Below are 25,024 nucleotides of genomic sequence, written 5' to 3'. Positions count from 1 at the left end.
AGCCTGCGCTGGGGTTGACGTTGTTCTGCAAGCGATCGAAGTGTCTTACTTCTCGCGCTTCTTGCGATGCGTTTCGAGGTCGAGCACCGCCGAGTCCGCACCCTCGGGCAGCAGGCCCAGCCGCCGGGCGACTTCCTGATACGCCTCGACTTCGCCACCCAGATCGCGGCGGAAGCGATCCTTGTCGAGCTTTTCGTTGGTGGTCATGTCCCACAGGCGACAGCCGTCCGGGCTGATTTCGTCCGCCAGGATGATCCGGCTGAAATCGTTATCCCAGATGCGGCCGAATTCGAGCTTGAAGTCGACCAGCCGGATGTTGATCGCGGCGAACATGCCCGACAGGAAATCGTTCACGCGGATCGCCATGTCGGCCATCTCGTGCAGTTCGTCCTGCCCGGCCCAGCCGAAGCACAGGATGTGTTCGTCCGACACCATCGGATCACCGAGCGCATCGTCCTTGTAATAATATTCGATGATCGTGCGTGGGAGCTGCTGCCCCTCTTCGATCCCCAGCCGCTTGCTGATCGACCCGGCGGCGACGTTGCGCACGACGACCTCGATCGGCACGATCTCGACCTGGCGGATCAGCTGTTCGCGCATGTTCAGGCGGCGGATGAAGTGAGTCGGCACGCCGATATTGCCGAGTAGCGTGAAGACATGCTCGGAAATCCGGTTGTTCAGCACGCCCTTGCCGTTGATCGTACCCTTTTTCTGGGCGTTGAAGGCGGTGGCATCGTCCTTGAAATACTGGATCAGCGTACCCGGTTCCGGACCCTCGTAGAGGATCTTTGCCTTGCCTTCGTAGATCTGGCGGCGGCGAGCCATGCGATTCCCTTCGACGAAACGGGCCAGCCGCGGATGCGCCCGGGGCCGGTGGAGAAAGCCGCCGCATAGCCGAAGGGGCGTCCCCGCGCAATCAGGTGGCGGGGGCGACCGGTCCCGGCAACAGCCGCCGCGCCCGACGCCAGAACCATAGTCCCAAGAGGACGAGCAGCAAGGGCGGCAGCGCAAGCCCGAGCAGCGCCAGCGCGGTCCCGATCGTCCAGCGTGCCGAGGCGATCGACAGGTCGGCGGCGCGGGTGAAGGGCGATGCAGGATCGAAGCCGCGGATCGCCTGCCCCGAGCGATATTCGAACACGACCGGAGTCGCGGCGAGGGCGGCGCGCTGTTCGGCAATGGCCGCGGCGGCATCGCGTTCCGATCCGGTGGCGGAGGCGCGCTGCCGTTCGAGCTCGGCGCGGGCCTCGCGGCTGGTCGCGCCGCTGCGCGCGTCGATCGCCGCACGGTCGGCGGCGGCGGCATCGCGCGCCTGAGCCAGCTGGTCGATCTTCGTACCCGCATCCTCGCCGGTGATTTCGGAATCGAGCAGCGTGCCCTCCGCCGCCTCGACGCCGCGGATGCCGTCGCGTCCGAAGGTGCGTGCGAGTTCGGGCGCGAGCGAAAAGCCCAGCATCGCGGAAATATCGTTATCCTCGCTGCGGGTATAGCGCATGCCCGTGATCCGGCAGCGCGCGATGCCCAGCCGTTCGCAGGCGGCGGCATGTGCCTCCTGCACCGACACGATCCGCGCGGCAGGTAGCTGGAAGCCGTAACGATAGCTAAATGCGACGCCGGGAGCGGCGGTGACGTCGACGCCGGGCGCGGCCTCCCCGCTCTGATCGGACGGCGACTGGCTGCAGCCGGCAAGCAGCAGCACCGCCAGAACAGGAACACGGTTACGCATGCGGCACCTCTGCCTTAATTGAGGCTGAAATGTGGCGTAAATGGGGCAGATGGCAAGGGTGCCTGATCAAGGACCCGACAGGGCGCTCCGGACAAGGCCGATCGCCTTGCTCCATGCCGGCGTCCCGGGGGCGATCAGTTCGACATGTCCCGTATCGCCGACCTCGTGCAGCGCGACCCGGTCGCCGGCGGTGCGGGCGGCGGCGGCATAGGCGGGCGCCATGCGGGCGGGCACGATCCTGTCCTCGCGGCCGCTGAGCAGGTCGGCCGGCACGCCGATCGGCAACAGGCACGGTACGGAGGTGTCGGCGAAGCGATCCGGCCGGTCGCCGACGAGCTGCGCGATGACGTCGGTGCCACAGCCATTGTCCGGGCTCGCCTCGACCGCGGCGAGGTCGGGGAGGCCGCCGAGGCTGACGACGTGCGCGATCGGCAGGGGATCGGGCGTCGCCAGCGGGCTTGTGGCGGGCAGGCGTGGCCGCGCCGCCAGCCAGAGCGCCAGATGCCCGCCCGCGGAGTGACCGAGCGCGACGATTCGCGACGGGTCGAGGCCATGGTCGTCGGCATGGGAGCGCAGCAGGTCGGCAGCAGCGGCGGCGTCGCGAAACGTACCGGGATAGCCGCCGCCGCTACGGTCGACGCCGCGATAGTCGATGTTCCACACCGCGAACCCGGCGTCGCGCAGGTCGGCGCAGGCCCAGTCCATCAGCCGGCGATCGGCGATGGAACTCTGCCAGCAGCCGCCATGCACCATCAGCACCGTCGGCCAACGACCGGGGGGTGTCCCGGCTGGAAGCCACAGGTCGACCACCTGCAACTGGTTCGAACCATAGCGAAATTGCCGGTCCGGTTCGGGGCGGGGGCGGTCGGTCAGGTCCGGCCATGTCATGGGAACCCAGGGCGAACGCGGCAGGCCGGAAGCGATCATGTGGGCATCTTTGCAACAGCGTGATCCAAACGACAATTCGGACAATGATATCGTATAATAAAATTTGTGCGATATTGCTTGGCGGGTTAGGGATGATGCGAGGAGGCAAGGCTACCGATTGGTGGCCCAAGGGGGTATGACGTGGGACGCATTCGTACGATCGAACGGGACAAGTTGCTGGATGCCGCCGAAACGGTGACGATGGACAAGGGGCCGGCAGGGCTGACCATCGCCGCGGTGGCCGAACAGATGGGCATCACCAACGGCGGCGTGCAGTACAGCTTTCGCAGCAAGGAATCGCTGATCGCCGCGATGTTCGAACGATGGCAGCAGGATTATGCGGCACACATGATCGATCTCGGCGCGAAGCCGGACGACGAATCTTCGCGGGTGCGGGCGCATATCGCCTATGCGGCGGATTATGACGACCGTTCGCGGCGTCGCGCGCCCAGCCTGATGGTGTCGCTGCTCAATTCGCCGCAGCACATGCTCCAGATCCGCAAATGGTATCGCAACCGGGTCGATGCCATCGACGTCTCTACGTCGGAAGGGCGCTGGCTGCGCCTTGCCTTCGTCGCGATGGAGGGCGCGTTCCTGATGCGGCTGTTCGGCCTGATCGAGATGGACGACGCCGAATGGCAGTCGATCGTCGCCGACGTCATGGCGCTGAGCGACGGCAAGCTGCCATGCGAGGCGGGGCGCGGGCTACAGGCGGCCTGATCCCGGTTCGTTCCAATTCGCCTCTCGCGGGGTGCGGCATCCCCTGCTATCGCATCGGCGATGGCAAGTGATCTGACCGACCCCGCGACGCCGATCGGCGTGTTCGATGCACCGTTCGACAGCGCGCTGTCCGAACGATACCTCGTCTACGCGCTGTCGACGATCACCGCGCGGTCGCTGCCCGATGTTCGCGACGGCCTAAAGCCTGTTCACAGGCGTCTTCTCTGGGCGATGCGGCTGCTGAAGCTCGACCCGGCATCGGGGTACAAGAAATGCGCGCGCGTCGTCGGCGACGTCATCGGTAAATATCATCCGCATGGCGATCAGTCGGTCTATGACGCGATGGTCCGGTTGGCGCAGGATTTCGCGCTGCGGTATCCGCTGGTCGACGGGCAGGGCAATTTCGGCAACATCGACGGGGATAACGCCGCGGCGTACCGCTATACCGAGGCGCGGCTGACGCAGGTCGCGATCGACCTGATGGCGGGTCTCGACGAGGACGCGACCGATTTCCGCCCGACCTATAATGGCGAGGAGCAGGAGCCGGAGCTGTTCCCCGGCATGTTCCCGAACCTGCTGGCCAATGGCGCCAGCGGCATCGCGGTCGGCATGGCGACCAGCGTGCCGCCGCACAACGCCGCCGAACTGTTCGACGCCGCGATCGTGCTGGTCGATCAGCCCGAAGCGGACGATGCCGCGGTGCTGGCGCATGTCCGTGGCCCCGATTTTCCCACCGGCGGCATCGTCGTCGATCCCCCCGCCGCGATCCGCGAAGCCTATGCCACCGGCCGTGGCGGCTTCCGCGTGCGGGCCAAGCACGAGATCGAGCGCGAGAAGGGCGGCGGCTGGCAGATCGTCGTGACGCAGATTCCCTACGGGGTGCAGAAGGGCAAGCTGATCGAACAGATCGCTACGCTGATCAACGACAAGAAGCTGCCGATCCTGACCGACGTGCGCGACGAATCGGATGCGGAAATCCGTATCGTCCTCGAACCACGCAGCCGCACGGTCGACACCGGGGTATTGATGGACGGGCTGTTCCGCCTGACCGACCTAGAGACGCGGGTGCCGCTGAACCTCAACGTGCTCGACAAGGACCGCACGCCGCGGGTCATGTCGCTGCGCGAGGCGTTGAAGGCATGGGTCGACCACCAGTTCGTCGTGCTGCGTCGGCGGAGCGAGCATCGCCTCGCCAAGATCGCCGACCGCATCGAGCTGCTCGACGGCTATCTCGCGGCGTATCTCAACCTCGACCGGGTGATCGCGATCATCCGCACCGAGGACGAGCCCAAGCCGGTGCTGATCGCCGAGTTCGCCCTGACCGACCGGCAGGCCGAAGCGATCCTCAACATGCGGCTGCGCAGTTTGCGCAAGCTGGAGGAAATGGAAATCCGCGGCGAGCGGTCGAAGCTGGAAAAGGAGCAGGCGGAACTCACGCTGCTGCTGTCGAGCGAGGCGCGGCAGCGGACGCGGATGAAGCGCGACCTGATCAAGATGCGCGATCGCTATGGCAGCGAGACCGTACTCGGCAAGCGGCGGACGACGATCGAGGAAGCGGCGCCGGCGCGGGAGATTCCGGCGGAGGCGATGATCGAACGCGAGCCGCTGACCGTCATCCTGTCGCAACGCGGCTGGGTACGGGCACTGCGCGGCCATGTCGATCTCGCCTCGGCCGATACCGCGCGGTTCAAGGAGGGGGACGGTCCCGCCTTCGCCTTTCACGCCCATACCACCGACAAGCTGTTGCTGGCGACCGATGGCGGACGTTTCTATACGCTGGGCGCCGACAAGCTGCCCGGCGGGCGTGGCTTTGGCGAGCCGGTGCGGGCGATGATCGACCTCGACGGGGATGCTCGAATCGTCGGCCTGTCGCGTGCGGCGGCATCGGACCGGCTGCTGCTGGCGGCGACCGATGGGCGCGGTTTCGCGGTGCGGGTGGCCGATGTGCTGGCCGAAACGCGCAAGGGTAAGCAGGTGATGGCGCCGCGTCCGGGATCGAAGCTGAAGGTTGTCCGCCCGATCGCACCGGAAGACGATTACGTCGCGTCGATCGGCGACAACCGCAAGCTGGTGCTGTTCCCGCTGACCGAACTGGCCGAAATGGCACGCGGGCAGGGAGTGCAGCTACAGCGGTTCCGCGATGGCGGCCTGTCCGATGCGCGGACGCTGCGCTTTGCCGATGGACTGCACTGGACGATGGGCGGCGAAACCGGGCGGATGCGGACGGAAAGCGACCTGTCGCCGTGGCGCGCGGCACGCGGTGCCGCCGGACGGATGCCGCCCAACGGTTTCCCGCGCGACAATCGTTTCTGATAGCGATCTCAAATCCGCGTATCCGATTTCAGAAGCTCTTAACCTCCATGCGCCATACCGACCGCAATGGCTTTCGGTCGGCAGATATTTTCGGCGTTCAGGACGCAGCCCGTTTCCGGTGACCTGCCGGTGCGTGGCCGTGCGTCCGCCGATATCGTGCCGCTGGCCGTCGACCCGCGCGAACCGGTCCTCGACCTGTTGCCGGTGCCGACCGCGGTCGTATCGCTGAGCGATGGCGCGATCGCGTTCGAAGCGACCAACCTGGCGTTCCGCGCCGCGGGCTTCAGCACCCCACAGGGGCGGAGTGCGCTGCTCGACGAGTTGGCGGAGCAGGTAACCGCCTTTCTGCAATCGCGCGATATCCGGCGGCGCATGGCGCTGCGCCTCGGTGATGCGGTGGACAGCCGCCATTACGATGTGACGCTCGCCCGGCGCCCCGAATCGGCGCAGACGCCGCGCTGTATCATGTCGCTGGTCGACCAGACCCCCGAACAGCGCACCGAAACCAGCCTGCGTCGCGAAATGAGCACCGATTCGCTGACCGGCCTGCCCAATCGCACGGGCTTTGCCGATCTGGTCGAGGACATGATCGCGGCGGTCGAGCGCGCGCGCTATGCGGTGCTGGTGGTCAATCTCGACCGGTTCAGCCGCGTCAACGCTTGCATGGGATCGCTGTCGGGCGACGAATTGCTGATCTCGGTCGCGCGCCGGTTGAAGGGGGTGCTGCGCGGCTGCGACCTGCTGGCCCGCACCGGCGGCGACGAATTCGCGGTGCTGCTGGGGCTGCGCGAAGGCCCCGCCGACGCGTTGCAGGTCGCCGGGCGACTGCAACAGGCGCTGGTCCAGCCGTTCCAGTTGTCCGATTTCAGCATCCGCATCGAATGTTCGATCGGCATCGCGCTGGGCGAAGACGCCGATGATGAGGCGGAGGACATGATCCGCCACGCGCAGTTCGCGGTGAAGCGGGCCAAGCGCACCGGTCAGACCGAAGTCTATCGCCCGCACCTGTTCGATATCGTGCGCAACCAGTTCTCGATCGAGACCCGCCTGCGCCACGCGCTGGAGGAGGGGCAGTTGCGCCTCGCCTTCCAGCCGATCTGCGATCTGTCGAACGGGCGGATCAACAGTTTCGAGGCGCTCGCACGGTGGCGGACGCCCGAGGGCGACGAGATTTCACCGACCGCGTTCATTCCCGTCGCCGAGGAATCCGGGCTGATCGTGCCGCTGGGCTGCTGGGCGATGGACGAGGCGGCCCGGACGCTGGCGGAATGGGACCGGCGCCTGGGCGGGGACAGCGGCGCGCGCATGGCCGTCAACCTGTCGGCGGTGCAGCTCCAGCGCGACAATGTCGAGGCGATGTTCGCCGATGTCCTGGCCCGCCATGGGCTGCGCGGCGACCGCTTCACGATCGAACTGACCGAAAGCGCGTTCGTGGTCGACCCCGACCGGACGTTGCACACCATGCTGGCGCTGAAGGACCTGGGTGCCAGCATCGCGATGGACGATTTCGGCACCGGCTATTCGAACCTCGCCTATCTTCAGAAGCTGCCGATCGACAAGCTTAAGATCGACCGCAGCTTCATCACCGGCATGCTGGCCGATCGCGACAAGGTGGCGATCGTCCGCGCGATCCTGAGCCTCGCACAGGCGCTGGGAATGCGGACGACGGCGGAAGGGATCGAGACGCAGGAGCTGGAGCATACGCTGGTCGCACTCGGCTGCGCGTTCGGGCAGGGCTATTTCTATTCGCGGCCGGTCGATGCTGAGGCGGCGTATCAGTTGCTGCTCGACCGCAACGCCTGAGCCACCACGTCGTCGGCGATCGCGGCGGTGCGCGTCGCGTCGGGGAAGCCTTCCGCGATCCACCGCTCCTCGACCTGCCGGAGCGCCCGCGCGACATCGGGACCGCGTGCGAGGCCGCGTTCGACCAGCGCCCCGCCCGACAGCGGTAGCGTGGGGCGCTGCCATGCCGCGACCCGCGCCGCCGCCGGGTGGTCGCCCGCCAGCAGCAACCGGTCGACCGCCCCCTCGACGCCCAGCCGATAGCCGAGCGCCAGCGGACTACCCGCATCATGGCCGAGCGCGGTCGCGATCCGCTTGCGCTGCGCATTCGACAGTTTCAGCCGCGCGGTGACGCCTTCGGCATTGCCGGCGTCGAGCAGCGCCGCCAGCCGGCGGATCGGGTCGGGCGCGATGCCCCCCGCCGCTTCCGCCGCGACCAGTGCCGCCAGCCGCTCGACCGCCGCCGGGTCGATCTCCGGCAGGACCGGCGACCAGATCGCATGCCCGGTCATCAGCCGCAGTACGGCCACCGCATCGCGCGCCATTAGCAGCTTGAGCAATTCATCGGCGATCCGCTCGCGCGACAAGGCCATCAGGTCGTTGGCGCGCGCGATACAGGCGTCGAGCCCCGCGGCATCGGGCGTATCGCCGAACCGCGCGAGGAAGCGGAAGAAGCGCAGGATGCGCAGATGGTCCTCGGCGATGCGGCGCAGCGGGTCGCCGATGAACCGAACCCGCCCGGCGCGCAGATCGGCGACGCCGCCGAAATAATCGTGCAGCCGATGGGTCGCCATGTCGGCGTAGAGCGCGTTCATCGTGAAGTCGCGGCGCGCGGCATCGGCCTGCCAGTCGTCGGTGAACGCGACCTCGGCATGGCGTCCGTCGGTGGTGACGTCGCGGCGCAGCGTCGTGACCTCGACCACCGTGCCCCTGGCCACCGCGGTGATCGTGCCGTGGGCGATGCCGGTCGGCACCGCCTTGATCCCCGCCGCCTGCAGCCGGCGGACGACCTCCTGCGGCGGATGGATCGTCGCGACGTCGATGTCCGACACCGGCAGCCCCAGCAGCGTATCGCGCACCGCGCCACCGACAAAGCGCGCGGCGCCCTCGTCGGCGCCCAGCGCGGCGGCGATGCGGTCGAGCCCCGGTCGCGTCATCCACGCGGCGGGCGGCAGGGTATCGGGTTCGGTCACGGCCATGTCAGTCTTTGCGCAAGGTTCACGATCATCGCCGCCGTCGCACCCCAGATGCGCCGTTCGGCGAAGAGCAGTTCGTAATAATGGCGCTCATGCCCCTCGAACCACCGGCTGCCCCGACCATGATTGGCGGCGTCGAGCAGGAAGGCGAGCGGCACTTCGAAGATCGCATCGACCTCCAGCGGGGCGGCGATCAGCGGCAGGTCGGGCGGCACCACCGCCAGCACCGGCGTCACCTCGAACCCGGTGACGGTATGATAGCGATCGAGCGTCGCGACGACCTCGGCACGCTCCGGCGGCAGGGCAATTTCCTCCCACGCCTCGCGCAGCGCCGCGCCGGTCGCGCCGTCATCGGTCGGATCGATGCTACCGCCGGGGAACGCAACCTGTCCGGCATGAGTGCGCAGGTCGCCGGTCCGCTGCGTCAGCAGCACGCCCGGTTCGGTCCGATCGGTCACCGCGATCAGCACCGCCGCCTGTCGCCAGCCCGTATCGGGCATCGGCGCCTCGCCGTTCAGGTCGCCGATCAGCAGCGGACCCGCCGGCGCCCCCAGCCGCTCGCGCAGCCGCTGCGCCAGCGTCATGCCGGGGCGAAGGGGAAGAACGCGCCGTCGCTCCATAACCCTTGCGCGCCGTCCGGTCCGGCGACCAGCCGCTCGGCCAGTTCGTAGAAGACCGCCCGCGCGATCAGCGCGTCCATGCCGCCGCGCACGCGCAGATAGGGGCGCGGGGCATCGGGCGTCCCCTCGATCCGGATCGGATGTTCGGCATCGGCGACGATCAACTCGTCGGTGTTCAGCCGGAATGCGATTCGGCTTTGTTCGCCCTCGCCCGACAGCTTCGCCTCGACCGCGACGAACGGCGCGTCGTCGACCGCGATCGACAGCTTTTCGACCGGCGTCACCAGCACGTGCGACCCGTCGGGCTCGCGGCGCAGGATGGTCGAAAACAGCCGCACCATTTCCGCCCGGGTGATCGGGGCGTCCTGATGGAACCAGCTGCCATCGGCGGCGATCCGCATCTCGCTGTCGCCGCAATGCGTCGGGTTCCAGCGCTCGACCGGCGGCAGCTTCGCCTCGGCGGCAAGGCGCGCGACCTCGGCAAGCGACATCGATGCGAAATCATTGGGGGGCTGCATGGACATGGGATGCCGTTAGCTCGGACGCGCCGCCGCCGACAAGGGGTTCAGGCCGCCAACGCGACGCGCGGCGCCAATATGCCCGACGCGATCGGCACCGGTCCCTTGGCCAGGATGCGGTACGCTTCGTAGGGGCCGGGCATGCGCCACCCGCCGGTCCGCTCCGCGGTGAAGCCGAACCGGGTATAATAGTCGGGATCGCCGACCAGCATCAGAAAGGCATCCCCCGCCGCCGCGATCGATTTCGCCATCAACCTGGCGCCGATCCCCATGCCCTGCCGGTCGGGCGCGACCGCGACCGGGCCGACCATCACCAGCGGCAGTGCGTTGCCATCGTCGCCATCGAGCTGCACCGGCCAGCACTGGATACAGCCGATCAGCCGGCCATCCTCGACCATCGCGAAGCTCAGCGCATCGATCGGCACCAGCCCGGCACGCACCCGGTACGCGGTGCGTCGATGCCGATCGACCCCGAACGCCGCGTCGAGCAGCGCTTCGACGTCGCTTTGGGCAATTCGGGCAAGCGGCAACAGGTCGGGCAAGGCCAAGTCCATTCGGTGTGCGGTTCTGGCGCCTGTACCGCGCAGGCTCCGGGGTACAAGCACGAAGATGCGGACGCTTACGTGTCCGCCGCCATCTGCTATCGCGCCGACATTCCCTTATTGTGACAGGTGCCGTTTGCGCGATTCGCTCCAACTGGAAGTCCATGACGTCGAAGTACATGTCCTGACGGGCATCTATTCCGAGGAAACTCATCTGCCGCAACCGTTGCGCATTTCGATGACGGTCGACCTCGACTGCCCCGAACGCTTTACGCCCGATACGCCGCTATCGGCCTCGAAAAGCTATATGGACCTGAAGGAGGCGGCGACGACCTCGCTGCCGCAGGGCGTGCATTTCACGCTGATCGAGGGGGTTGCCGACCATATCGTCGACACGCTGTTCCTGTCCGATCCGCGGGTGCAGCGGGTCCAGATCCGCATCGTGAAGCTCGCCATCGCCGAAGCCGGCGAATCGATCGGCGTCACGATGGTTCGGCATCGGCGGTGAGCCGCCCGCTGGCATTGGTCACCGGCAGCTTCCGGCGGCTGGGCGGACGAATCGCGGTCCGGCTGGCGGAGGCGGGGCATGACGTGGCGCTGCACGCGACGCGGGACGGCGAACCCGATGGCGCGATCGTCGCGGCGATCGTCGCCGCCGGTGCGCGGCATGCATGTTTCGCCGCCGACCTGAGCGACGGCGCGGCGACGGCGGCGCTGATCCCGGCGGTTGCGGCGCAGTTCGGCCGGCGGGTCGACCTGCTGGTCAACAACGCATCCTGCTTTCGCACGGACGACGATGCGCTGCCGTCTCCCGAGTCGCTCGTAGCGCATTTCACGGTGAACGCCGCCGCGCCGTTCGTGCTCGCGACCGCGCTGGCCGGGCAGGGGGGGCAGGCGGTGGTCAATATCCTCGACCAGCGGATCGCCCATCCGCACCGCGATCAGCTCGCCTATACCCTGTCGAAACAGGCGCTGGCCGAAGCGACGCGGACGCTGGCGCTGGCGCTGGCACCGGCGGTGCGGGTCAATGGCGTCGCGCCGGGATTGACGCTCGCGACCGGCGACTATCTGCCGGGGCAGCTCGACCGGCTGGCGGCGATGATGCCGCTCGAACGGTTGCCGACCGCCGATCAGGTGGCCGATGCCGTGCTGTTCCTCGCCAGTGCGGCGGCGTCGACCGGGCAGGTGGTGTTCGTCGACGGCGGTGCGGGACTGGTGCGGTACGAACGCGATTTCGTCCATCTGGCGCGCTAGTCGCGGTGCCTTCGTCTTTCCGGCTAGATGCGAACTGACCGCAGTCGGATCGCGGGATGACGTCCGCCTAGTCCGTCCGAAACCGCAGTGTCGGCCTCAGCCGGCGCGTCCATCCTCGCACTGGCCCAGCGATTCACGCACGAACGCATAGTCCTCGCGCGCGATCGCGGCGTTGGGCTCCTCCTGCGACTGCAGGCTCGGCTCGGGCAGCGTATCGGGAAGGCCGCACGCCAGCCGGTACCATGCCAGCGTATCGGGCTTCGGCGCGCCGCCCGCTTCGTCGATGATATCGCCCAGCGACAGCGCCCAGCGCCGCTCTTCGCCCGGTCGGCGCAGGATCAGCAGCGACACCGGATTGCCGGTCGCGGTCTTCAGGAAAATCTGCGTTTCGCCTTCGCCCGGCAGCGTGCCGGGGACGTGGAAGGCATTGCCGATGCCGGTGATCGTCGGCGGCGCATCGGGGGCGATGACTTCACGCACCACATCGCGCACCCGCTGGTCCAGCGTCGGGCTCCACGCAAATTGCGCGTCGGGCGTGACCAACTGTACCTGATCGGGACGCCCGGCGACGGCGCGGGCAAAGGCGATGACGCGCTGCCGCTTGAGATTGGGTGCGCGGCCGCGCGGGTCGAACGGCACGTCAACCAGATAGCCGATCCGCGCGGGCAGGGGGCCGCCCGCTCGAATCAACGCACCGACATCGGCGGTGACGTAGAAGCGGACATGCCCCGGCGCGAGCCCGGTCGCCTCGGCCGGCGCGATGCGCGCGACCGAGCGAATCGTGATGTCCAGTACGATATCGCTCTCCAGCGCCAGTCGGGCCAGCCGGGCATAGGCGACGCCCGAATCGGCGGTAGCGGTAACAGGCGACGGGGCGTTTTGTCGGGCGATGACGGGCGAGCAAGCCATCAAACTGAACGTCATGGCCAGGGCGGCGGTCGGATTGCGCTTCATGCAACCGCTCTTACCCCCCGGAAAACCGTGGTTACAGACTTATTTCGGTAATGGCGCGATTGTACGATTGTTTCGTCCGACAAAGCGTTTGCGTCGTTTAAAAGGCCGCGATAGACAATCGCGTCCGGAATGCCGCGTAGCCCCGGACACGACGGTCGTTGCGTGCCGGTTTCCGCCGGACGGACCGACCCAATGTACCGGGCTAGAGGAGTTTGGTTGCTGAATGGCTTACGCTGACCAAAAAGCAGGTAGTGGCCGGATCGTCGCGCTGATCATCGTGGGGATTCTCCACGTCGTGATCGGTTATGCGTTCATTTCCGGCCTTGCCTACAAATATGTGAAGAAGGTGACTGAGGATACCGAGACGTTCGACGTCGAGGAACCGCCACCCCCGCCGGAGGAAATTCCTCCTCCCCCGCCGCCGCCCGAACAGCCGCAGCCGCAGTCGCCGCCGCCGGTCGTGACGCCGCCGCCGATCGTTCGTACGCAGGCGCCGCCGCCGGTGGTGATCCAGTCGGTGACGACGCCGCCGCCGACGTACAATCCGGTGCCGATCGCCGCTCCGCCTGCGCCGCCCGCGCCTGCCGCTCCACCTGCGCCACCCGCGCCGGTGATCAGCAAGGCCGCCGGTATCAAGGGCAATCCGGGTTCGTGGGTGACCGACGCCGACTATCCGGCGAGCGCGCTCAACGCCGAGGAAGAAGGCGTCAGCGGTCTGACGTTCGAAGTGAACGCTGCCGGCAGGATCGAAAACTGCCGCGTGTCGTCCAGTTCGGGTTCGTCGACGCTCGATCGTACCGCCTGCCGTCTGGTGACGTCGCGCGGCCGTTATACCCCCGCGCTCGATGCCGCAGGCAGACCGACGTTCGGTGGTACCAAGACGCTGCGCTTCACCTGGAAGCTGCCGGCCGACCGGTAATTCCGGCGTCCTCCGCGCCACGTACGGCGCGGGGCGGCCCGGGGCATTATTCTTCAAGAACATATCAGCTCTAAGGAAACTATCCGATGCTCACCCCCATTCTTGCTGCCGGCGCCCCTGCCGGAGCTCCGAACTTCGGCTTCTGGGAAGCGCTTCAGCAGGGCGGCGCGATCGCGTTCGGCACGCTGGGCATCCTGGTGATCATGTCGGTCGGCTCGTTCTACATCCTCTTCACCAAGCTGTTCGAACAGCAGAAGATCATGAACCAGGCGAAGCGCGTCCGCGCCACCTTCTGGCAGTCGAACTCGCTGCGCGAAGGCGCCGCCAAGCTCGACAAGAACTCGGCCTATCGCCAGATCGTCGACGACGGCCTCGCCGCGCAGGAACAGCATGGCAAGCTGACCGATCCGGTCGAAGCGCATGACTGGCTGCACGGCTCGCTGGCCCGTTCGGAAGCGTCGATCAACTCGAAGCTCAACGGCGGCCTCGCCTTCCTCGCGACCGTCGGCGCGACCTCGCCGTTCGTCGGTCTGTTCGGTACCGTGGTCGGTATCTACCGCGCGCTGGTGAAGATCGGTGCCGCCGGTCAGGCCGCCATCGGTGACGTCGCCGGTCCGGTCGGTGAAGCGCTCATCATGACCGCCATCGGCCTGGTCGTCGCGGTTCCGGCCGTGCTCGCCTACAACTGGCTACAGCGCCGCAACAAGTCGATCTCGGAAGACCTGTCGGCCTTCTCGAACGACGTGCTCGGCTACCTCGCCTCGAACGGTGCGGTTCGTCCGACCGTCGCGGCTCGCGGCCCGGCGCCGGTTGCCAAGCCGGCAGTCGGCAGCACCACCGCCGGCCAGGCCGGTGGCGTGCCGACCGCACCGCGCGTCTGATCGCACGGCGCTGATGCCGCCGGGGCCTGACGGTCCCGGCGGTTCGATTGAGTAGAAGTGGATAGGATAGCCTCATGGCGATGAGTGTTGGCGGCGGCGGCGATGAAGCCCCCCTCTCGGACATCAATACCACGCCGCTCGTGGACGTCATGCTCGTGCTGCTGATCATCTTCCTGATCGCGGTTCCGGTCGTGGTCCAGCAGGTGAGCGGCCTCAAGGTCCCGAAGGTCGTATTCGAACCGACGACGACCAAGCCCGAAAACGTCTCGTTGTCGGTGCAGGGCCTTGGCGGCGAATGCGCCGTGTACTGGGGTTTGACCCGGGTGAATGCGGACGAACTGCGCACCCGCGCGGTCAAGAAGCTGGAAGACGAAGTGGCCCGTCAGGGTGGCATCGGTAACCCGAACCTCGAACTGCCCGAAGTGCACATCCGTGGCGACGTGAACACGCCGTACCGTTGCATCGGTGGTACCATCTACACGATGCAGTCGGCCGGGTTCACCAAGGTCGGGTTCATTTCCGAACCGGACCCCAATACCACGCCGCGCGCGCGTCAATAGGAGTAGCCTGACATGGCAATGAGTAGCGGCGGTCGCAGCGACGACGAACCGATGATGGATATGAACACGACGCCGTTGATCGACGTGCTGCTCGTGCTCCTGATCATGTTTATCATCACCATCCCGATCCAGAGCCACGCGGTGAAGGTCGACCTGCCACAGCCGGACAACCGGCCGCAGCAGAATATCGACCCGCAAAAGAACAAGATCTCGATCAATGCGCAGGGCCAGACCTTCTGGAACGGTGCGCCGGTCGACGAGGTCACGCTGACCCAGTATCTTGATCAGACCGTGGCGATGAGCCCGCAGCCCGAACTCCACTTCCAGCCCGACGCGACGGCGCGGTACGAAGTGGTCGACGGCGTGCTGGCGATCATCAAGCGCGCGAACGTCACGAAGCTCGGCTTCGTCGGCAACGAACAGTATCGCGCCGACTTCTGATCGTTCGGACCTAGCCCGGCCTCGGCCGGGGATACCCAAGGGGTGGCTTCGGCCGCCCCTTTTTTTCTGCCTGCAGAGCGGAGCGCTTGTGCAACGGTCTTAAAAGTGAAACATTGATGTCATCACGATGTAACAAATAGGAGATGATGTCATGCGAATCGGAACTTTGACACTGCTTGGCTCGGCGCTGGCGGTGATGGGGATCGCCACCAGCGCGAACGCCCAGGATGCGCAATATGCCTATGCCGCGATCACCGCGGGCAACCTCACCTCGGCCGAACGCAGCCTCGAGCGCGAAACGCGCGCAGGCAATCGCGAGCCGGAAGTGCTGCTCAACCTTGCCGCCGTTTATGCGATGACGCAGCGCCCCGATGCGGCGCGTGCGCTCTATGCCAAGGTTCTGGCGGCGGACGATGCCTCGCTGGTGCTGCCGTCGGCTCGCGTTGCCAGCGCGCATGACGTTGCGCGCCGCGGCTTGCGGATGCTGGATCGCCCCGCGACTCTGCAGCTGACCTCGCGCTAGGCGTAGGGAGCATGGCCCGGTGGCGCCAATGGCGTCGCCGGGTCGCTGCGTTTCTGCACACTGGGTTCTCCCGCACGATCGCGGCAGATCGTGTCGCGAAACCGATACCGGTTATGTCTCCCCGCTTGTCAGCGCTGCCGTTCGCCCATGATCGAGCGCTTAAATATCGGTATTGGCTCAATCCACGATTCCTCGCTCGTCATCCACGTCGGTCCTCCGCAGACGTGAAGCGGCGCAGGCGGACCGCATCGCGAGATCGGATCAATATTCGGTTGCTTGGCGAATTATATCCCTACCCGGATTTGCTTCTGGGAGTCCCTTCAACTGTGGTCGAGAAGAAGCGGGACCCCGGATCAAGTCCAGAGTGACCGAAGTGGTGCCCCGCCTGATCGAGGCTTTAAGGTTGTCGGGAAGGCCAAACGTCAATCGGTTTCAAACCGGCTCCACGTCTAAGGACACCGCGTCAGGGGCAAGACGGTGGACTAAACAGCATCGACGCGTCGTTGCTAGCTCTCACGCGTGGATGGATTGGCGGAATTCCCGCCTGCTGGTGATCGCAGCACCGGATACCCCGCTGCGGGCCTTCTGCAACTGTCGGCATCGAACCATTGCGGATGCAGCGCTGCCTTCGCCGACACATCATCTTTGACTTTGATGCGTCGGCGGCGGCTTGGTAAACTTTATCATTGTAAGAAGTGCGACAGGGCTTCGGGTACGCATGGCATTCTTCGTGCCGGCCTTCGTTACCCGGAACATCATTTGACCTTGCCCGTGTCTGGTTCGGCAGAGACTGTATCAGAGCAATTTCGGGGTGATGAAGACCAGCGCACATGCTCCGTAGAACACATCCGCTCGGGGAATTTCGTCCGAGCAACGGCGCCGCCCGCCCGTAACAGAACGCGCGCGAGCGACCGGTTCGCCTTGGCGCGAACCGATCGCTTCGGGATAAACAGCCTACCGAACCGTCAGCGTCGCTGTCTTCAGTTGGGTCGAGCTGTTCCCTGCACTGATCGTGAAGGTGCCGGGTTCGACGACCCGTTGCATGTCAACGTTCCAGAAGGCGAGGTCGGCGGGTTTCAGGTCGAACGTCACCGTCCGCCGCTCGCCGGGCTTCAAAGTCACGCGCTGGAAATGCTTCAGTTCGAGGACAGGTCGCGTCACGCTGGCTTCGTCGTCATGGACATAGAGCTGCACGACCTCGTCGCCCGCCCGGCGACCGGTATTGGCGACATCGACCGACACCCGGACGCTTTCGTCGCGACCGATCGTCGCCTTGGCAAGCCGCGGCGCGCCGACGGTGAAGCTGGTATAGGACAGGCCATAGCCGAACGGATAGAGCGGCGCGGTGCTGTCGAACAGGTAACCGCGGCGCGAGGTCGGCTTGTGGTTGTAGAAGATCGGCAGCTGGCCTTCGCTGCGCGGGACCGAGACGGGCAGCTTGCCGCCCGGATTGGCGCGGCCGAGCACGATATCGGCGACGGCGTTGCCGGTTTCCTGACCCAGATACCAACCCTCGACGATCGCCGGCGCGGTCGCGTCGAGATAGGTCGCGGCAAGCGGGCCGCCGTTCAGCAGCACGACCACCACCGGCTTGCCGGTCGCGAACAGGCGGCGGGCGAGTTCGTTCTGCTCGCCGATCAGGTCGAGCTTCTGTCGGTCGCCGAGATGGGCATCGGCCCACGCCTCGCGGCTCAGCTGTTCGTTCTGGCCCAGCACCAGCAGGATCGTGTCGGCTTGCGCGGCCTTGCGCACGGCTTCCTCGATCAGCGGGGCGTTTTCCGCCGGCGGGACCAGTTCGACCTTGTCCGCGGCCCATTGGCGGCTGCGGGTCAGGCGCACGCCCTCGGCATAATCGACCGAGAAGCGGCCTTGCGCCGCCTGCTGCATGCCCTCCAGCACGCTGACGACGTGGCGGGGCACGTCGGAATAGCCGCCGATCGGGGTGTCGCGGGCATGGGTGCCGACGACCAGCATCTTGCCGACCCTTGCCGGATCGAGCGGCAGCAAATTGTTCTGGTTCTTAAGCAGCACGACCGAACGGATGGCGGCTTCGCGCGCCAGCGCGATCGCGTCGGGCGTCGCGGTCTTAGCCTCTGCGGTACGGGCGTCGGCATAGGGGTTTTCGAACAACCCCATCTGGAATTTCATGGTCAGGATGCGGCGCACCGCATTGTCGACCTGTTCCTGCGGGACCTGACCCGACTTCACCATCTGCGCGAGCGTCGACCAACCCTCGGCATCGGGCAGTTCCATGTCGACGCCGGCATCCAGCGCGCGGCGGCCGGCGGCGGCCATGTCGGTGCCGTAGAGATGATGGCGGGTGTTGAGTTCCTTGATCGCGAAATAGTCGCTGACCACCGAGCCCTTATAGCCCCATTCGCGACGCAGCACATCGTCGAGCAGCCATTTGTTGGCGTGGCTGGGGATGCCGTCTATCTCGTTATACGACGCCATCACCGCCTGCACCGGCAGTTCCTTCACCGCGCGTTCGAACGGCGGGAAGAAATTTTCGCGCAGGGTGCGTTCGGAGATGTTGGCCGGGCCGACATTGGTGCCGTTTTCGGGCTGGCCGTGGCCGGTCATGTGCTTGAGCGTGACCATCACCTTGTTCGGCGCGAGCGGCAGAGTCGTGCCTTGGAACCCGCGGATCGCGGCGAGGCCCATTTCGCCGACCAGCACCGGGTCCTCGCCATAGGTTTCCTCGATCCGGCCCCAGCGCGGATCGCGCGCGACGTCGACGACGGGGGCCAGCGCAAGGTTGGCGCCGCGCGCCCGCATCTCGCGCGCCGCCACGCCGAACACGCGCTCGACCAGCGCCGGGTCCCAGCTCGACGCGAGCGCGATCGACTGGGGAAAGCTGGTGGCGCCGCGCGCGACATAGCCGTGCAGCGCTTCCTCATGCATGATCATCGGGATGCCGAGCCGGGTGTTCTCGACCGCCCAGCGCTGCGCCGCATTGATATAGTCGGCGGTTTCCTGCGCGGTGCGGTTGACCGCATCGGCGGCGACGCCGGCCGCGTTGTTGCTGGCCGTGACGCCGCGCTTGTCCGACGGACGGGTGATCTGCCCCAGGCCGTTGGGGAAGGCGCGCGACGCCTTGGCCGCCGAGAAATTGCCTTGCGCGTCCTGAATATCGCCCTTCTTTTCCCAGATGCCGATCATCTGCGCGACCTTTTCCTCCAGCGTCATCCGCCGCAGCAGGTCCTCGACGCGCGCCGCAACCGGCTGCGACGCGTCCTTGTACAGCATGCGTTCGGTGGCGGCGGGGCGGGTCGGCCGGGTTTGCGCGATGACGGTGCCGGTCGCGGCGGTCGCCAGCAGGCAGGCGAGCGCAAGGCGAACGGGCTTGGACGCTAGGGTCACGATCTCTCTCCCAGGACAGTCGGCGTCCGGCAGTGCCGTCACCGTTATTGGTAGCGCTATCAGCTATCCGCCCGATACCGCTGCGTCAACCGACTCGCGATTTGCAATCATGACGGGCGGCTCATAATCAGCATCGGGAAGGAGCCGTCACGATCCATGGAAAAGCCTAGTCGCCGCAGCGGTGGTAACGTCACCATACAGGACGTCGCACGCACCGCGGGGGTATCGGCGATGACGGTGTCACGCGTGGTGAACGGCGGCGCCAACGTCCGACAATCGACGCGCGAGTCGGTATTGGCGGCGATCGAGCAGCTCAACTATTCGCCGAACAGCGCGGCGCGCAGCCTGGCGGCGGGAGAGGCGGCGCAGATCGGGCTGCTCTATGCCAACCCGTCGATGGCGTATCTGTCGAACTTCCTGATCGGTGCGCTGGAAGGCGCGCGCAAGGTGGGATGCCACCTGGTCCTCGAACCGTGCGAAGGCGACGGGCCGGACGAACAGGCCGAGGCCGCGCGGCGCTTCGCATCGACGCCGGTGCAGGGCGTGATCCTGCCGCCGCCGCTGTCCGATGCGCAGGCGGTGCAGGCCGAACTGGATGCTGCGGGAACGCCATCGGTCGCAGTGGCGGTGGGGGGGGCGCAGGCGGGCCGGGCGTCGGTGCGAATCGACGATTTCGCGGCGGCGCGGGCGATGACCGACCACCTGATCGCGTTGGGCCATCGTCGCATCGGCTTCGTGCGTGGCAACCCCAATAACGGTGCCAGCGGCGAACGGTGGCGTGGGTTCGTCGCTGCGATCGAGGCCGCCGGCCTCGCCGTCGCCGACATGCCGGTCGAACAGGGGCTGTTCACCTATCGATCGGGCATCGATGCGGCGGAACGGCTGATCGATCGCAACGACCGCCCGACTGCGATCTTCGCCAGCAACGACGACATGGCGGCAGCCGCGATCAGCGTCGCGCATCGTCGCGGGCTGCATGTGCCGGAGGATGTCAGCATCGTGGGGTTCGACGACACGTCGCTCGCGACGACGACCTGGCCGGAGATCACCACGATCCGCCAGCCGATCGCGGCGATGGCGGAGACGGCGGTCGAAATGCTGCTGGCACAGATCCGCGATCGTCGGGCGGGGCTGGCCGATGACGATGGCGACGACCGCGTACTGGACCATGAACTGGTCGTCCGCGAATCGTCGGGGCCGGCACCTCGCTAAGAACATTCGCCCGCCCGGATCGCCGGTTGAGCACCCGGCGGAATGCGCTTATGCGAAAACGCATCGCACCAATGTCGGCGGCGCTTGCATTTGTCTGAAGAATTCGCCACCGTTACCGCTAACACGCCGTTGTGACGGTAGTGAGCTTGGGAGTGGATGGGGATGGTAGAGGCGAGCGGGGAGCGCGTGAACATCGCGCTTGTCATCGCCATCGTCGCAGTGGCGACGATCGGCGGTTTGCTGTTCGGATATGACAGCGGTGCGGTCAACGGAACGCAGGAAGGGCTGAAAAGCGCCTTTGGGCTCAGCGAAGCCGGGCTGGGCTTTACGGTCGGTTCGCTGCTGATCGGCTGTTTCGTCGGCGCGTTCCTTGCCGGCAAGCTGGCCGATGCGATGGGCCGTCGCAAGGTCATGATGCTCGCCGCGGTGCTGTTCCTGGTCGGTGCGCTGATCCAGGGGTTCAGCCATGTCCAGATGCTGTTCGTCATCGCCCGCTTCATGGGCGGCATGGCGGTCGGTGCTGCATCGGTGCTGTCGCCCGCCTATATCTCCGAAGTCGCCCCCGCCAATATTCGCGGGCGGATGACGACCATCCAGCAGATCATGATCATCAGCGGCCTGACCGCCGCGTTCGTCGTGAACTATTATCTCGCCAATGCGGCCGGTGCCTCTACCTCGATCTGGTGGGGCGGCTATGAGGCATGGCGCTGGATGTACTGGATGCAGGCGATTCCGGCGGCCGTGTTCCTCGTCGCATTGCTCTTCATCCCGGAAAGTCCCCGCTATCTGGTGCAAAAGGGGCGTCTGGACGAAGCTCGCATCGTGCTGACCCGGCTGTTCGGTCCGGCCGCCGCCGCGACCAAGGTTCGCGATATCGAAGCGTCGTTCAGCAAGGATCACAAGCCGGCGCTGCGCGACATCATGGACCCGGTGAAGGGCGGCATTCGCCCGATCGTGTGGGCGGGCCTGTTGCTGGCGGTGTTCCAGCAGCTCGTCGGCATCAACGTGATCTTCTATTACGGCGCGACGCTGTGGCAGCTGGCGGGCTTTACCGAAGACCAGTCGCTGCAGATCAACATCGTCTCGGGCCTCGTCTCGATCGCGGCGTGCTTCATCACCATCGGTCTGGTCGACAAGATCGGGCGCAAGCCGCTGCTGCTGATTGGTTCGGCGGGCATGGCGGTGACGCTGTGGGCACTGGTCTATTGCTTCCATAACGGCACGCTCGATGCCGCCGGCAAGCTGCAGCTGTCGGCCGAACTCGGCACCGTCGCGCTGGTTGCGGCGAACCTGTACGTCGTGTTCTTCAACGTCAGCTGGGGCCCGATCATGTGGGTCATGCTGGGCGAGATGTTCCCCAACCAGATGCGGGGGTCCGCGCTGGCGGTGTGCGGCTTCGCGCAATGGTTCGCCAACTATCTGATCGCACAGAGCTTTCCGGTCATGGCGGCGGGCTTGGGCCTGACCATCACCTACAGCTTCTATGGCGCGTTCGCGGTCATCAGTTTCTTCCTCGTCCAGAAGTTCATTCACGAGACGAAGGGCAAGGAACTGGAAGACATGCAGGGCTGATCCGGCCCGGCCCCGTCCGCGCTACCGGGCGGGGCATTTTCCTATCGGCAGAGTATCGACAATGACCCGCACCCCCGTCCGCCCGTTTCGATCGCGCGAATGGTTCGCCGCGCCAGGCCGGCTCGACATGGCCGCGCTCTATCTCGAACGGTTCATGAACTACGGCATCACGCCGAAGGAACTGACCAGCGGGCGGCCGATCATCGGCATCGCCCAGTCGGGATCGGACCTGACGCCGTGCAACCGCATCCACCTCGAAACGGTTAAGCGGGTGAAGGCGGGGATCGAGGCGGCCGGCGGCATTCCGATGGAATTTCCGACGCATCCGATCTTCGAGAATTGCCGGCGCCCGACCGCGGCGATCGACCGCAACCTCGCCTATCTCGGACTGGTCGAAATCCTCAACGGCTATCCGATCGACGCGGTGGTGCTGACCACCGGGTGTGACAAGACCACGCCGTCGGGGTTGATGGCGGCGTCGACCGTCGACATTCCGGCGATCGTCCTGTCGGGCGGGCCGATGCTGGATGGCTGGCACGACGGCGATCTGGTCGGGTCGGGCACGGTCATCTGGCGGTCGCGACGCAAGATGGCGGCGGGCGAGATGACCGAGGAGGAGTTTCTGGAGGCGGCGACCGCGTCGGCGCCGTCGGCCGGGCATTGCAACACGATGGGCACGGCGTCGACCATGAACGCGATCGCCGAGGGGCTCGGCATGTCGCTGCCCGGTTGCGCGGCGATCCCCGCGCCGTATCGCGAACGCGGGCAGATCGCGTACGAGACGGGCAAGCGCATCGTCGAGATGGCTTTTGAGGATTTGCGGCCGTCGAAGATCCTGACGCGCCAGTCGTTCCTGAATGCCATCGCGCTGATCACCGCGATCGGCGGTTCGTCGAACGCGCATCCACACCTGCACGCCATGGCACGCCATGCCGATATCGAACTCCGCCCGTCCGACTGGATGGAGTTCGGCTACGACCTGCCGCTGCTGGTCGATGTGCAGCCGGCCGGGCGGTTCCTCGGTGAGCGCTTCCACCGCGCGGGCGGGGTGCCGGCTGTGGTCAGCGAACTGATCGCGGCGGGCAAGATCGATGGCAGCGTCGCAACCGTCACTGGCAAGACGCTGGGCGAGAATGTTGCGCACCGCGTCGCGACCGATCGCGAGGTCATCCGGCCCTATGATCAGCCGCTCAAGGAACAGGCCGGCTTCCTGGTGCTGTCGGGCAATTTATTCGACGTAGCGATCATGAAGACCAGCGTGATCGGCCCCGATTTCCGCGAACGCTATCTGTCGCAGCCGGGCAATGAAGGCTGTTTCGAAGGCCGCGCGATCGTGTTCGACGGGTCAGACGATTATCACCACCGCATCGACGATCCGGCGCTGGATATCGACGAGAACTGCATCCTCGTCATTCGCGGGGCGGGTGTGATCGGCTGGCCCGGATCGGCCGAGGTGACCAATATGCAGCCACCCGCAGCGTTGCTTCAGCGCGGTATTCAGAGCCTGCCGACGATCGGCGACGGGCGGCAGTCGGGGACGTCGGACAGCCCGTCGATCCTCAACGCCTCGCCCGAAAGCGCGGTGGGCGGGGGCCTTGCGTGGCTGCGCACCGGCGACACGATCCGCATCGATCTGAACCATGGCCGCTGCGACATGCTCGTGAGCGACGAAGAGATCGCGCGGCGCAAGGGCGAGGGTGTTCCGCCGGTTCCGGCCAGCCAGACGCCGTGGGAAGAAATCTACCGCGAGAAGGTCGGCCAGCTGGGTGACGGTGGCGTCCTCGACCTCGCGCTCAAATATCGCCGGACGTCGGAAACGACGCCGCGCCACAATCACTGAGGAAACGGACATGAAGAGCGAACATGCCGCGCGGATGCTGCCGGTCGATCACGACCAGGCGTTGCTGGTCGGGCGGATGCAACTGGTCGACGGCCCGACGCCGGTGGTGGTGAAGGGTGGCAAGGTCATCGACGTATCGGCCCATGCCGCGACCGTCGCCGACCTGCTGGAACGCGGCGACATCGCCTCACTCGATGGTCCGGTGGTGTGCGACACCGCGGCGCTGGCCGATCCGGCCGGAGAGCATCCGCCGATCCTGTCGCCGATCGACCTGCAATGCGTGAAGGCGGCAGGCGTGACCTTTGCCGTGTCGGCGCTGGAACGCGTGATCGAGGAACGCGCGCGGGGCGATGCCGATGCGGCGCAGGGCATTCGCGGCGATCTGGAAGCGCGCATCGGCGGTGGCATCCGTTCGGTGAAGCCGGGTTCGAAGGAAGCGGCCGAACTGAAGGCCGCGCTGATCGAAGCGGGCATGTGGTCGCAATACCTCGAAGTCGCGATCGGCCCCGATGCGGAGGTGTTCACCAAGGCGCCGGTGCTCTCGACCGTTGGTTGGGGTGCCGAGGTTGGTATCCGTTCGGATTCGTCGTGGAACAACCCGGAACCGGAAATCGTGATCGTCGCGACCAGCAACGGCAAGGCGGTCGGCGCGACGCTCGGCAACGACGTCAACCTGCGCGATTTCGAAGGGCGCTCGGCGCTGCTGCTCGGCAAGGCCAAGGACAACAACGCCTCGACCGGGATCGGTCCGTTCATCCGTCTGTTCGACGGCGACTTCACGATGGACACGGTCCGCGACGCGGTGGTCGACCTGCGCATCGACGGGCCGGAAGGCTATGTCCTGACCGGGACCAGCACGATGCGTGAGATCAGCCGCGATCCGGAAGACCTGGTGCGGCAGGCACTGTCGGAGCATCAATATCCCGACGGTTTCGTCCTGTTCCTGGGCACGCTGTTCGCGCCGGTGCAGGACCGCGACGAACCGGGTCGGGGCTTTACCCATAAGCCCGGCGACGTCGTGCGCATCTCCTGCCCCGCGCTTGGCGAACTCGCCAACACCGTCACCACGTCGAAGGCCGCCGACCCATGGGCGTTCGGCATTCGCGACCTGATGCGCAACCTTGCGCGCCGCGGCCTGCTCGCCGCCTGATCCTCTTTGCTGGA

At 66.4% G+C, this 25,024-nt stretch carries 23 protein-coding genes; 14 read left to right on the top strand and 9 right to left on the bottom strand.

Annotated features, from left to right (window positions below; genetic code table 11):
- Positions 1 to 45 precede the first annotated feature (45 nt).
- The 3 genes from purC to MF610_RS06655 all read right to left on the bottom strand — a co-directional run bounded on the left by purC (position 46) and on the right by MF610_RS06655 (position 2,650).
- Complete coding sequence (gene purC / locus MF610_RS06665) at positions 46 to 825, bottom strand: phosphoribosylaminoimidazolesuccinocarboxamide synthase (protein ID WP_242194136.1); 780 nt, start codon at positions 823 to 825, stop codon at positions 46 to 48.
- 91 nt (positions 826 to 916) lie between these two features.
- Positions 917 to 1,723, bottom strand: coding sequence for a hypothetical protein (locus MF610_RS06660; protein WP_242194133.1), 807 nt, complete (start codon positions 1,721 to 1,723; stop codon positions 917 to 919).
- 66 nt (positions 1,724 to 1,789) lie between these two features.
- Positions 1,790 to 2,650, bottom strand: a complete 861-nt coding sequence (locus tag MF610_RS06655; protein WP_242194131.1) for an alpha/beta hydrolase — start codon at positions 2,648 to 2,650, stop codon at positions 1,790 to 1,792.
- A 141-nt stretch (positions 2,651 to 2,791) separates the two neighbouring features.
- Here MF610_RS06655 and MF610_RS06650 point away from each other — a divergent pair, with 141 nt between their 5' ends.
- The 3 genes from MF610_RS06650 to MF610_RS06640 all read left to right on the top strand — a co-directional run bounded on the left by MF610_RS06650 (position 2,792) and on the right by MF610_RS06640 (position 7,486).
- Positions 2,792 to 3,370, top strand: a complete 579-nt coding sequence (locus tag MF610_RS06650) for a TetR/AcrR family transcriptional regulator (RefSeq protein WP_242194129.1) — start codon at positions 2,792 to 2,794, stop codon at positions 3,368 to 3,370.
- 60 nt (positions 3,371 to 3,430) lie between these two features.
- Positions 3,431 to 5,683, top strand: coding sequence for a DNA topoisomerase IV subunit A (gene parC, locus MF610_RS06645; RefSeq protein ID WP_242194127.1), 2,253 nt, complete (start codon positions 3,431 to 3,433; stop codon positions 5,681 to 5,683).
- A 66-nt stretch (positions 5,684 to 5,749) separates the two neighbouring features.
- Entirely contained in the window at positions 5,750 to 7,486 is a 1,737-nt protein-coding gene (locus MF610_RS06640; protein ID WP_242194124.1) for a putative bifunctional diguanylate cyclase/phosphodiesterase, read from the top strand.
- Here the strand turns inward: MF610_RS06640 and MF610_RS06635 are convergent.
- Genes MF610_RS06635 through MF610_RS06620 form a run of 4 tightly spaced genes read right to left on the bottom strand, consistent with a single transcriptional unit; the run spans position 7,459 to position 10,341 of the window.
- Positions 7,459 to 8,664 carry a CCA tRNA nucleotidyltransferase gene (locus MF610_RS06635; protein ID WP_242194122.1) on the bottom strand — a complete coding sequence of 402 codons (1,206 nt, stop codon included), beginning with the start codon at positions 8,662 to 8,664 and terminating at the stop codon, positions 7,459 to 7,461. The genes MF610_RS06640 and MF610_RS06635 overlap by 28 nt on opposite strands.
- On the bottom strand, positions 8,655 to 9,245 hold the full coding sequence (locus MF610_RS06630) for a CoA pyrophosphatase (RefSeq protein ID WP_242194120.1): 591 nt from the start codon (positions 9,243 to 9,245) through the stop codon (positions 8,655 to 8,657). The genes MF610_RS06635 and MF610_RS06630 overlap by 10 nt, the downstream gene beginning before the upstream one ends.
- Entirely contained in the window at positions 9,242 to 9,805 is a 564-nt protein-coding gene (locus tag MF610_RS06625; protein WP_242194117.1) for a DUF1285 domain-containing protein, read from the bottom strand. Before MF610_RS06625 ends, MF610_RS06630 begins: the two co-directional genes overlap by 4 nt.
- Positions 9,806 to 9,846: 41 nt before the next feature.
- Positions 9,847 to 10,341 (bottom strand): GNAT family N-acetyltransferase, encoded by a 495-nt coding sequence (locus MF610_RS06620; RefSeq protein ID WP_242194114.1) that lies wholly within the window; start codon positions 10,339 to 10,341, stop codon positions 9,847 to 9,849.
- A gap of 136 nt (positions 10,342 to 10,477) precedes the next feature.
- On the opposite strand from MF610_RS06620, the gene MF610_RS06615 reads away from it, so the two are divergent.
- Complete coding sequence (locus MF610_RS06615) at positions 10,478 to 10,849, top strand: dihydroneopterin aldolase (RefSeq protein WP_242194111.1); 372 nt, start codon at positions 10,478 to 10,480, stop codon at positions 10,847 to 10,849.
- Positions 10,846 to 11,595 carry an SDR family oxidoreductase gene (locus MF610_RS06610; protein WP_242194108.1) on the top strand — a complete coding sequence of 250 codons (750 nt, stop codon included), beginning with the start codon at positions 10,846 to 10,848 and terminating at the stop codon, positions 11,593 to 11,595. The genes MF610_RS06615 and MF610_RS06610 overlap by 4 nt, the downstream gene beginning before the upstream one ends.
- Before the next feature lie 96 nt (positions 11,596 to 11,691).
- On the opposite strand, the gene MF610_RS06605 is transcribed toward MF610_RS06610, so the two are convergent.
- Positions 11,692 to 12,549, bottom strand: a complete 858-nt coding sequence (locus MF610_RS06605) for a hypothetical protein (RefSeq protein ID WP_242194105.1) — start codon at positions 12,547 to 12,549, stop codon at positions 11,692 to 11,694.
- A gap of 223 nt (positions 12,550 to 12,772) precedes the next feature.
- On the opposite strand from MF610_RS06605, the gene MF610_RS06600 reads away from it, so the two are divergent.
- The 5 genes from MF610_RS06600 to MF610_RS06580 all read left to right on the top strand — a co-directional run bounded on the left by MF610_RS06600 (position 12,773) and on the right by MF610_RS06580 (position 15,873).
- On the top strand, positions 12,773 to 13,468 hold the full coding sequence (locus MF610_RS06600) for a TonB family protein (protein ID WP_242194102.1): 696 nt from the start codon (positions 12,773 to 12,775) through the stop codon (positions 13,466 to 13,468).
- Positions 13,469 to 13,554: 86 nt separating this feature from the next.
- Positions 13,555 to 14,349, top strand: coding sequence for a MotA/TolQ/ExbB proton channel family protein (locus tag MF610_RS06595; protein ID WP_242194099.1), 795 nt, complete (start codon positions 13,555 to 13,557; stop codon positions 14,347 to 14,349).
- A 74-nt stretch (positions 14,350 to 14,423) separates the two neighbouring features.
- Positions 14,424 to 14,909: an ExbD/TolR family protein gene (locus MF610_RS06590; protein ID WP_242194096.1), complete on the top strand. Its 486-nt coding sequence runs from the start codon at positions 14,424 to 14,426 to the stop codon at positions 14,907 to 14,909.
- Between the two features lie 12 nt (positions 14,910 to 14,921).
- Positions 14,922 to 15,350, top strand: coding sequence for an ExbD/TolR family protein (locus MF610_RS06585; protein ID WP_242194094.1), 429 nt, complete (start codon positions 14,922 to 14,924; stop codon positions 15,348 to 15,350).
- A gap of 151 nt (positions 15,351 to 15,501) precedes the next feature.
- Positions 15,502 to 15,873, top strand: a complete 372-nt coding sequence (locus tag MF610_RS06580) for a tetratricopeptide repeat protein (RefSeq protein ID WP_242194092.1) — start codon at positions 15,502 to 15,504, stop codon at positions 15,871 to 15,873.
- A gap of 954 nt (positions 15,874 to 16,827) precedes the next feature.
- Here the strand turns inward: MF610_RS06580 and MF610_RS06575 are convergent.
- Positions 16,828 to 19,122, bottom strand: a complete 2,295-nt coding sequence (locus tag MF610_RS06575) for a glycoside hydrolase family 3 N-terminal domain-containing protein (protein WP_242195294.1) — start codon at positions 19,120 to 19,122, stop codon at positions 16,828 to 16,830.
- A gap of 270 nt (positions 19,123 to 19,392) precedes the next feature.
- On the opposite strand from MF610_RS06575, the gene MF610_RS06570 reads away from it, so the two are divergent.
- From MF610_RS06570 to MF610_RS06555, 4 genes are all read left to right on the top strand, one after another.
- Positions 19,393 to 20,448 (top strand): LacI family DNA-binding transcriptional regulator, encoded by a 1,056-nt coding sequence (locus tag MF610_RS06570; protein WP_242194090.1) that lies wholly within the window; start codon positions 19,393 to 19,395, stop codon positions 20,446 to 20,448.
- Positions 20,449 to 20,610: 162 nt separating this feature from the next.
- A complete protein-coding gene (locus tag MF610_RS06565; protein WP_242194088.1) occupies positions 20,611 to 22,020 on the top strand; it encodes a sugar porter family MFS transporter in 1,410 nt (469 codons plus the stop codon).
- Between the two features lie 61 nt (positions 22,021 to 22,081).
- Positions 22,082 to 23,860, top strand: a complete 1,779-nt coding sequence (locus MF610_RS06560; RefSeq protein ID WP_242194086.1) for an IlvD/Edd family dehydratase — start codon at positions 22,082 to 22,084, stop codon at positions 23,858 to 23,860.
- Positions 23,861 to 23,870: 10 nt separating this feature from the next.
- Positions 23,871 to 25,010 (top strand): fumarylacetoacetate hydrolase family protein, encoded by a 1,140-nt coding sequence (locus MF610_RS06555; protein ID WP_242194084.1) that lies wholly within the window; start codon positions 23,871 to 23,873, stop codon positions 25,008 to 25,010.
- The last annotated feature ends 14 nt before the right edge of the window (positions 25,011 to 25,024 follow it).

The organism is Sphingomonas hankookensis, assembly GCF_022664465.1.
GTDB classification, from domain to species: Bacteria; Pseudomonadota; Alphaproteobacteria; order Sphingomonadales; family Sphingomonadaceae; genus Sphingomonas; species Sphingomonas hankookensis.
Note: the sequence above shows the minus strand (reverse complement) of the source record. Positions and strands in the feature narration are given on the sequence as shown.

Bases quoted from the DNA above. Each gene is read 5' to 3' on its own strand.
- MF610_RS06600 (WP_242194102.1), top strand. From the start codon at position 12,773: ATGGCTTACGCTGACCAAAAAGCAGGTAGTGGCCGGATCGTCGCGCTG.
- parC (WP_242194127.1), top strand. From the start codon at position 3,431: ATGGCAAGTGATCTGACCGACCCCGCGACGCCGATCGGCGTGTTCGAT.
- MF610_RS06575 (WP_242195294.1), bottom strand. From the start codon at position 19,122: ATGCTGTACAAGGACGCGTCGCAGCCGGTTGCGGCGCGCGTCGAGGAC.
- MF610_RS06605 (WP_242194105.1), bottom strand. From the start codon at position 12,549: ATGAAGCGCAATCCGACCGCCGCCCTGGCCATGACGTTCAGTTTGATG.
- MF610_RS06570 (WP_242194090.1), top strand. From the start codon at position 19,393: ATGGAAAAGCCTAGTCGCCGCAGCGGTGGTAACGTCACCATACAGGAC.
- MF610_RS06560 (WP_242194086.1), top strand. From the start codon at position 22,082: ATGACCCGCACCCCCGTCCGCCCGTTTCGATCGCGCGAATGGTTCGCC.
- purC (WP_242194136.1), bottom strand. From the start codon at position 825: ATGGCTCGCCGCCGCCAGATCTACGAAGGCAAGGCAAAGATCCTCTAC.
- MF610_RS06595 (WP_242194099.1), top strand. From the start codon at position 13,555: ATGCTCACCCCCATTCTTGCTGCCGGCGCCCCTGCCGGAGCTCCGAAC.
- MF610_RS06555 (WP_242194084.1), top strand. From the start codon at position 23,871: ATGAAGAGCGAACATGCCGCGCGGATGCTGCCGGTCGATCACGACCAG.
- MF610_RS06625 (WP_242194117.1), bottom strand. From the start codon at position 9,805: ATGTCCATGCAGCCCCCCAATGATTTCGCATCGATGTCGCTTGCCGAG.
- MF610_RS06655 (WP_242194131.1), bottom strand. From the start codon at position 2,650: ATGATCGCTTCCGGCCTGCCGCGTTCGCCCTGGGTTCCCATGACATGG.
- MF610_RS06565 (WP_242194088.1), top strand. From the start codon at position 20,611: ATGGTAGAGGCGAGCGGGGAGCGCGTGAACATCGCGCTTGTCATCGCC.
- MF610_RS06590 (WP_242194096.1), top strand. From the start codon at position 14,424: ATGGCGATGAGTGTTGGCGGCGGCGGCGATGAAGCCCCCCTCTCGGAC.
- MF610_RS06585 (WP_242194094.1), top strand. From the start codon at position 14,922: ATGGCAATGAGTAGCGGCGGTCGCAGCGACGACGAACCGATGATGGAT.
- MF610_RS06660 (WP_242194133.1), bottom strand. From the start codon at position 1,723: ATGCGTAACCGTGTTCCTGTTCTGGCGGTGCTGCTGCTTGCCGGCTGC.
- MF610_RS06580 (WP_242194092.1), top strand. From the start codon at position 15,502: ATGCGAATCGGAACTTTGACACTGCTTGGCTCGGCGCTGGCGGTGATG.
- MF610_RS06630 (WP_242194120.1), bottom strand. From the start codon at position 9,245: ATGACGCTGGCGCAGCGGCTGCGCGAGCGGCTGGGGGCGCCGGCGGGT.
- MF610_RS06640 (WP_242194124.1), top strand. From the start codon at position 5,750: ATGGCTTTCGGTCGGCAGATATTTTCGGCGTTCAGGACGCAGCCCGTT.
- MF610_RS06635 (WP_242194122.1), bottom strand. From the start codon at position 8,664: ATGGCCGTGACCGAACCCGATACCCTGCCGCCCGCCGCGTGGATGACG.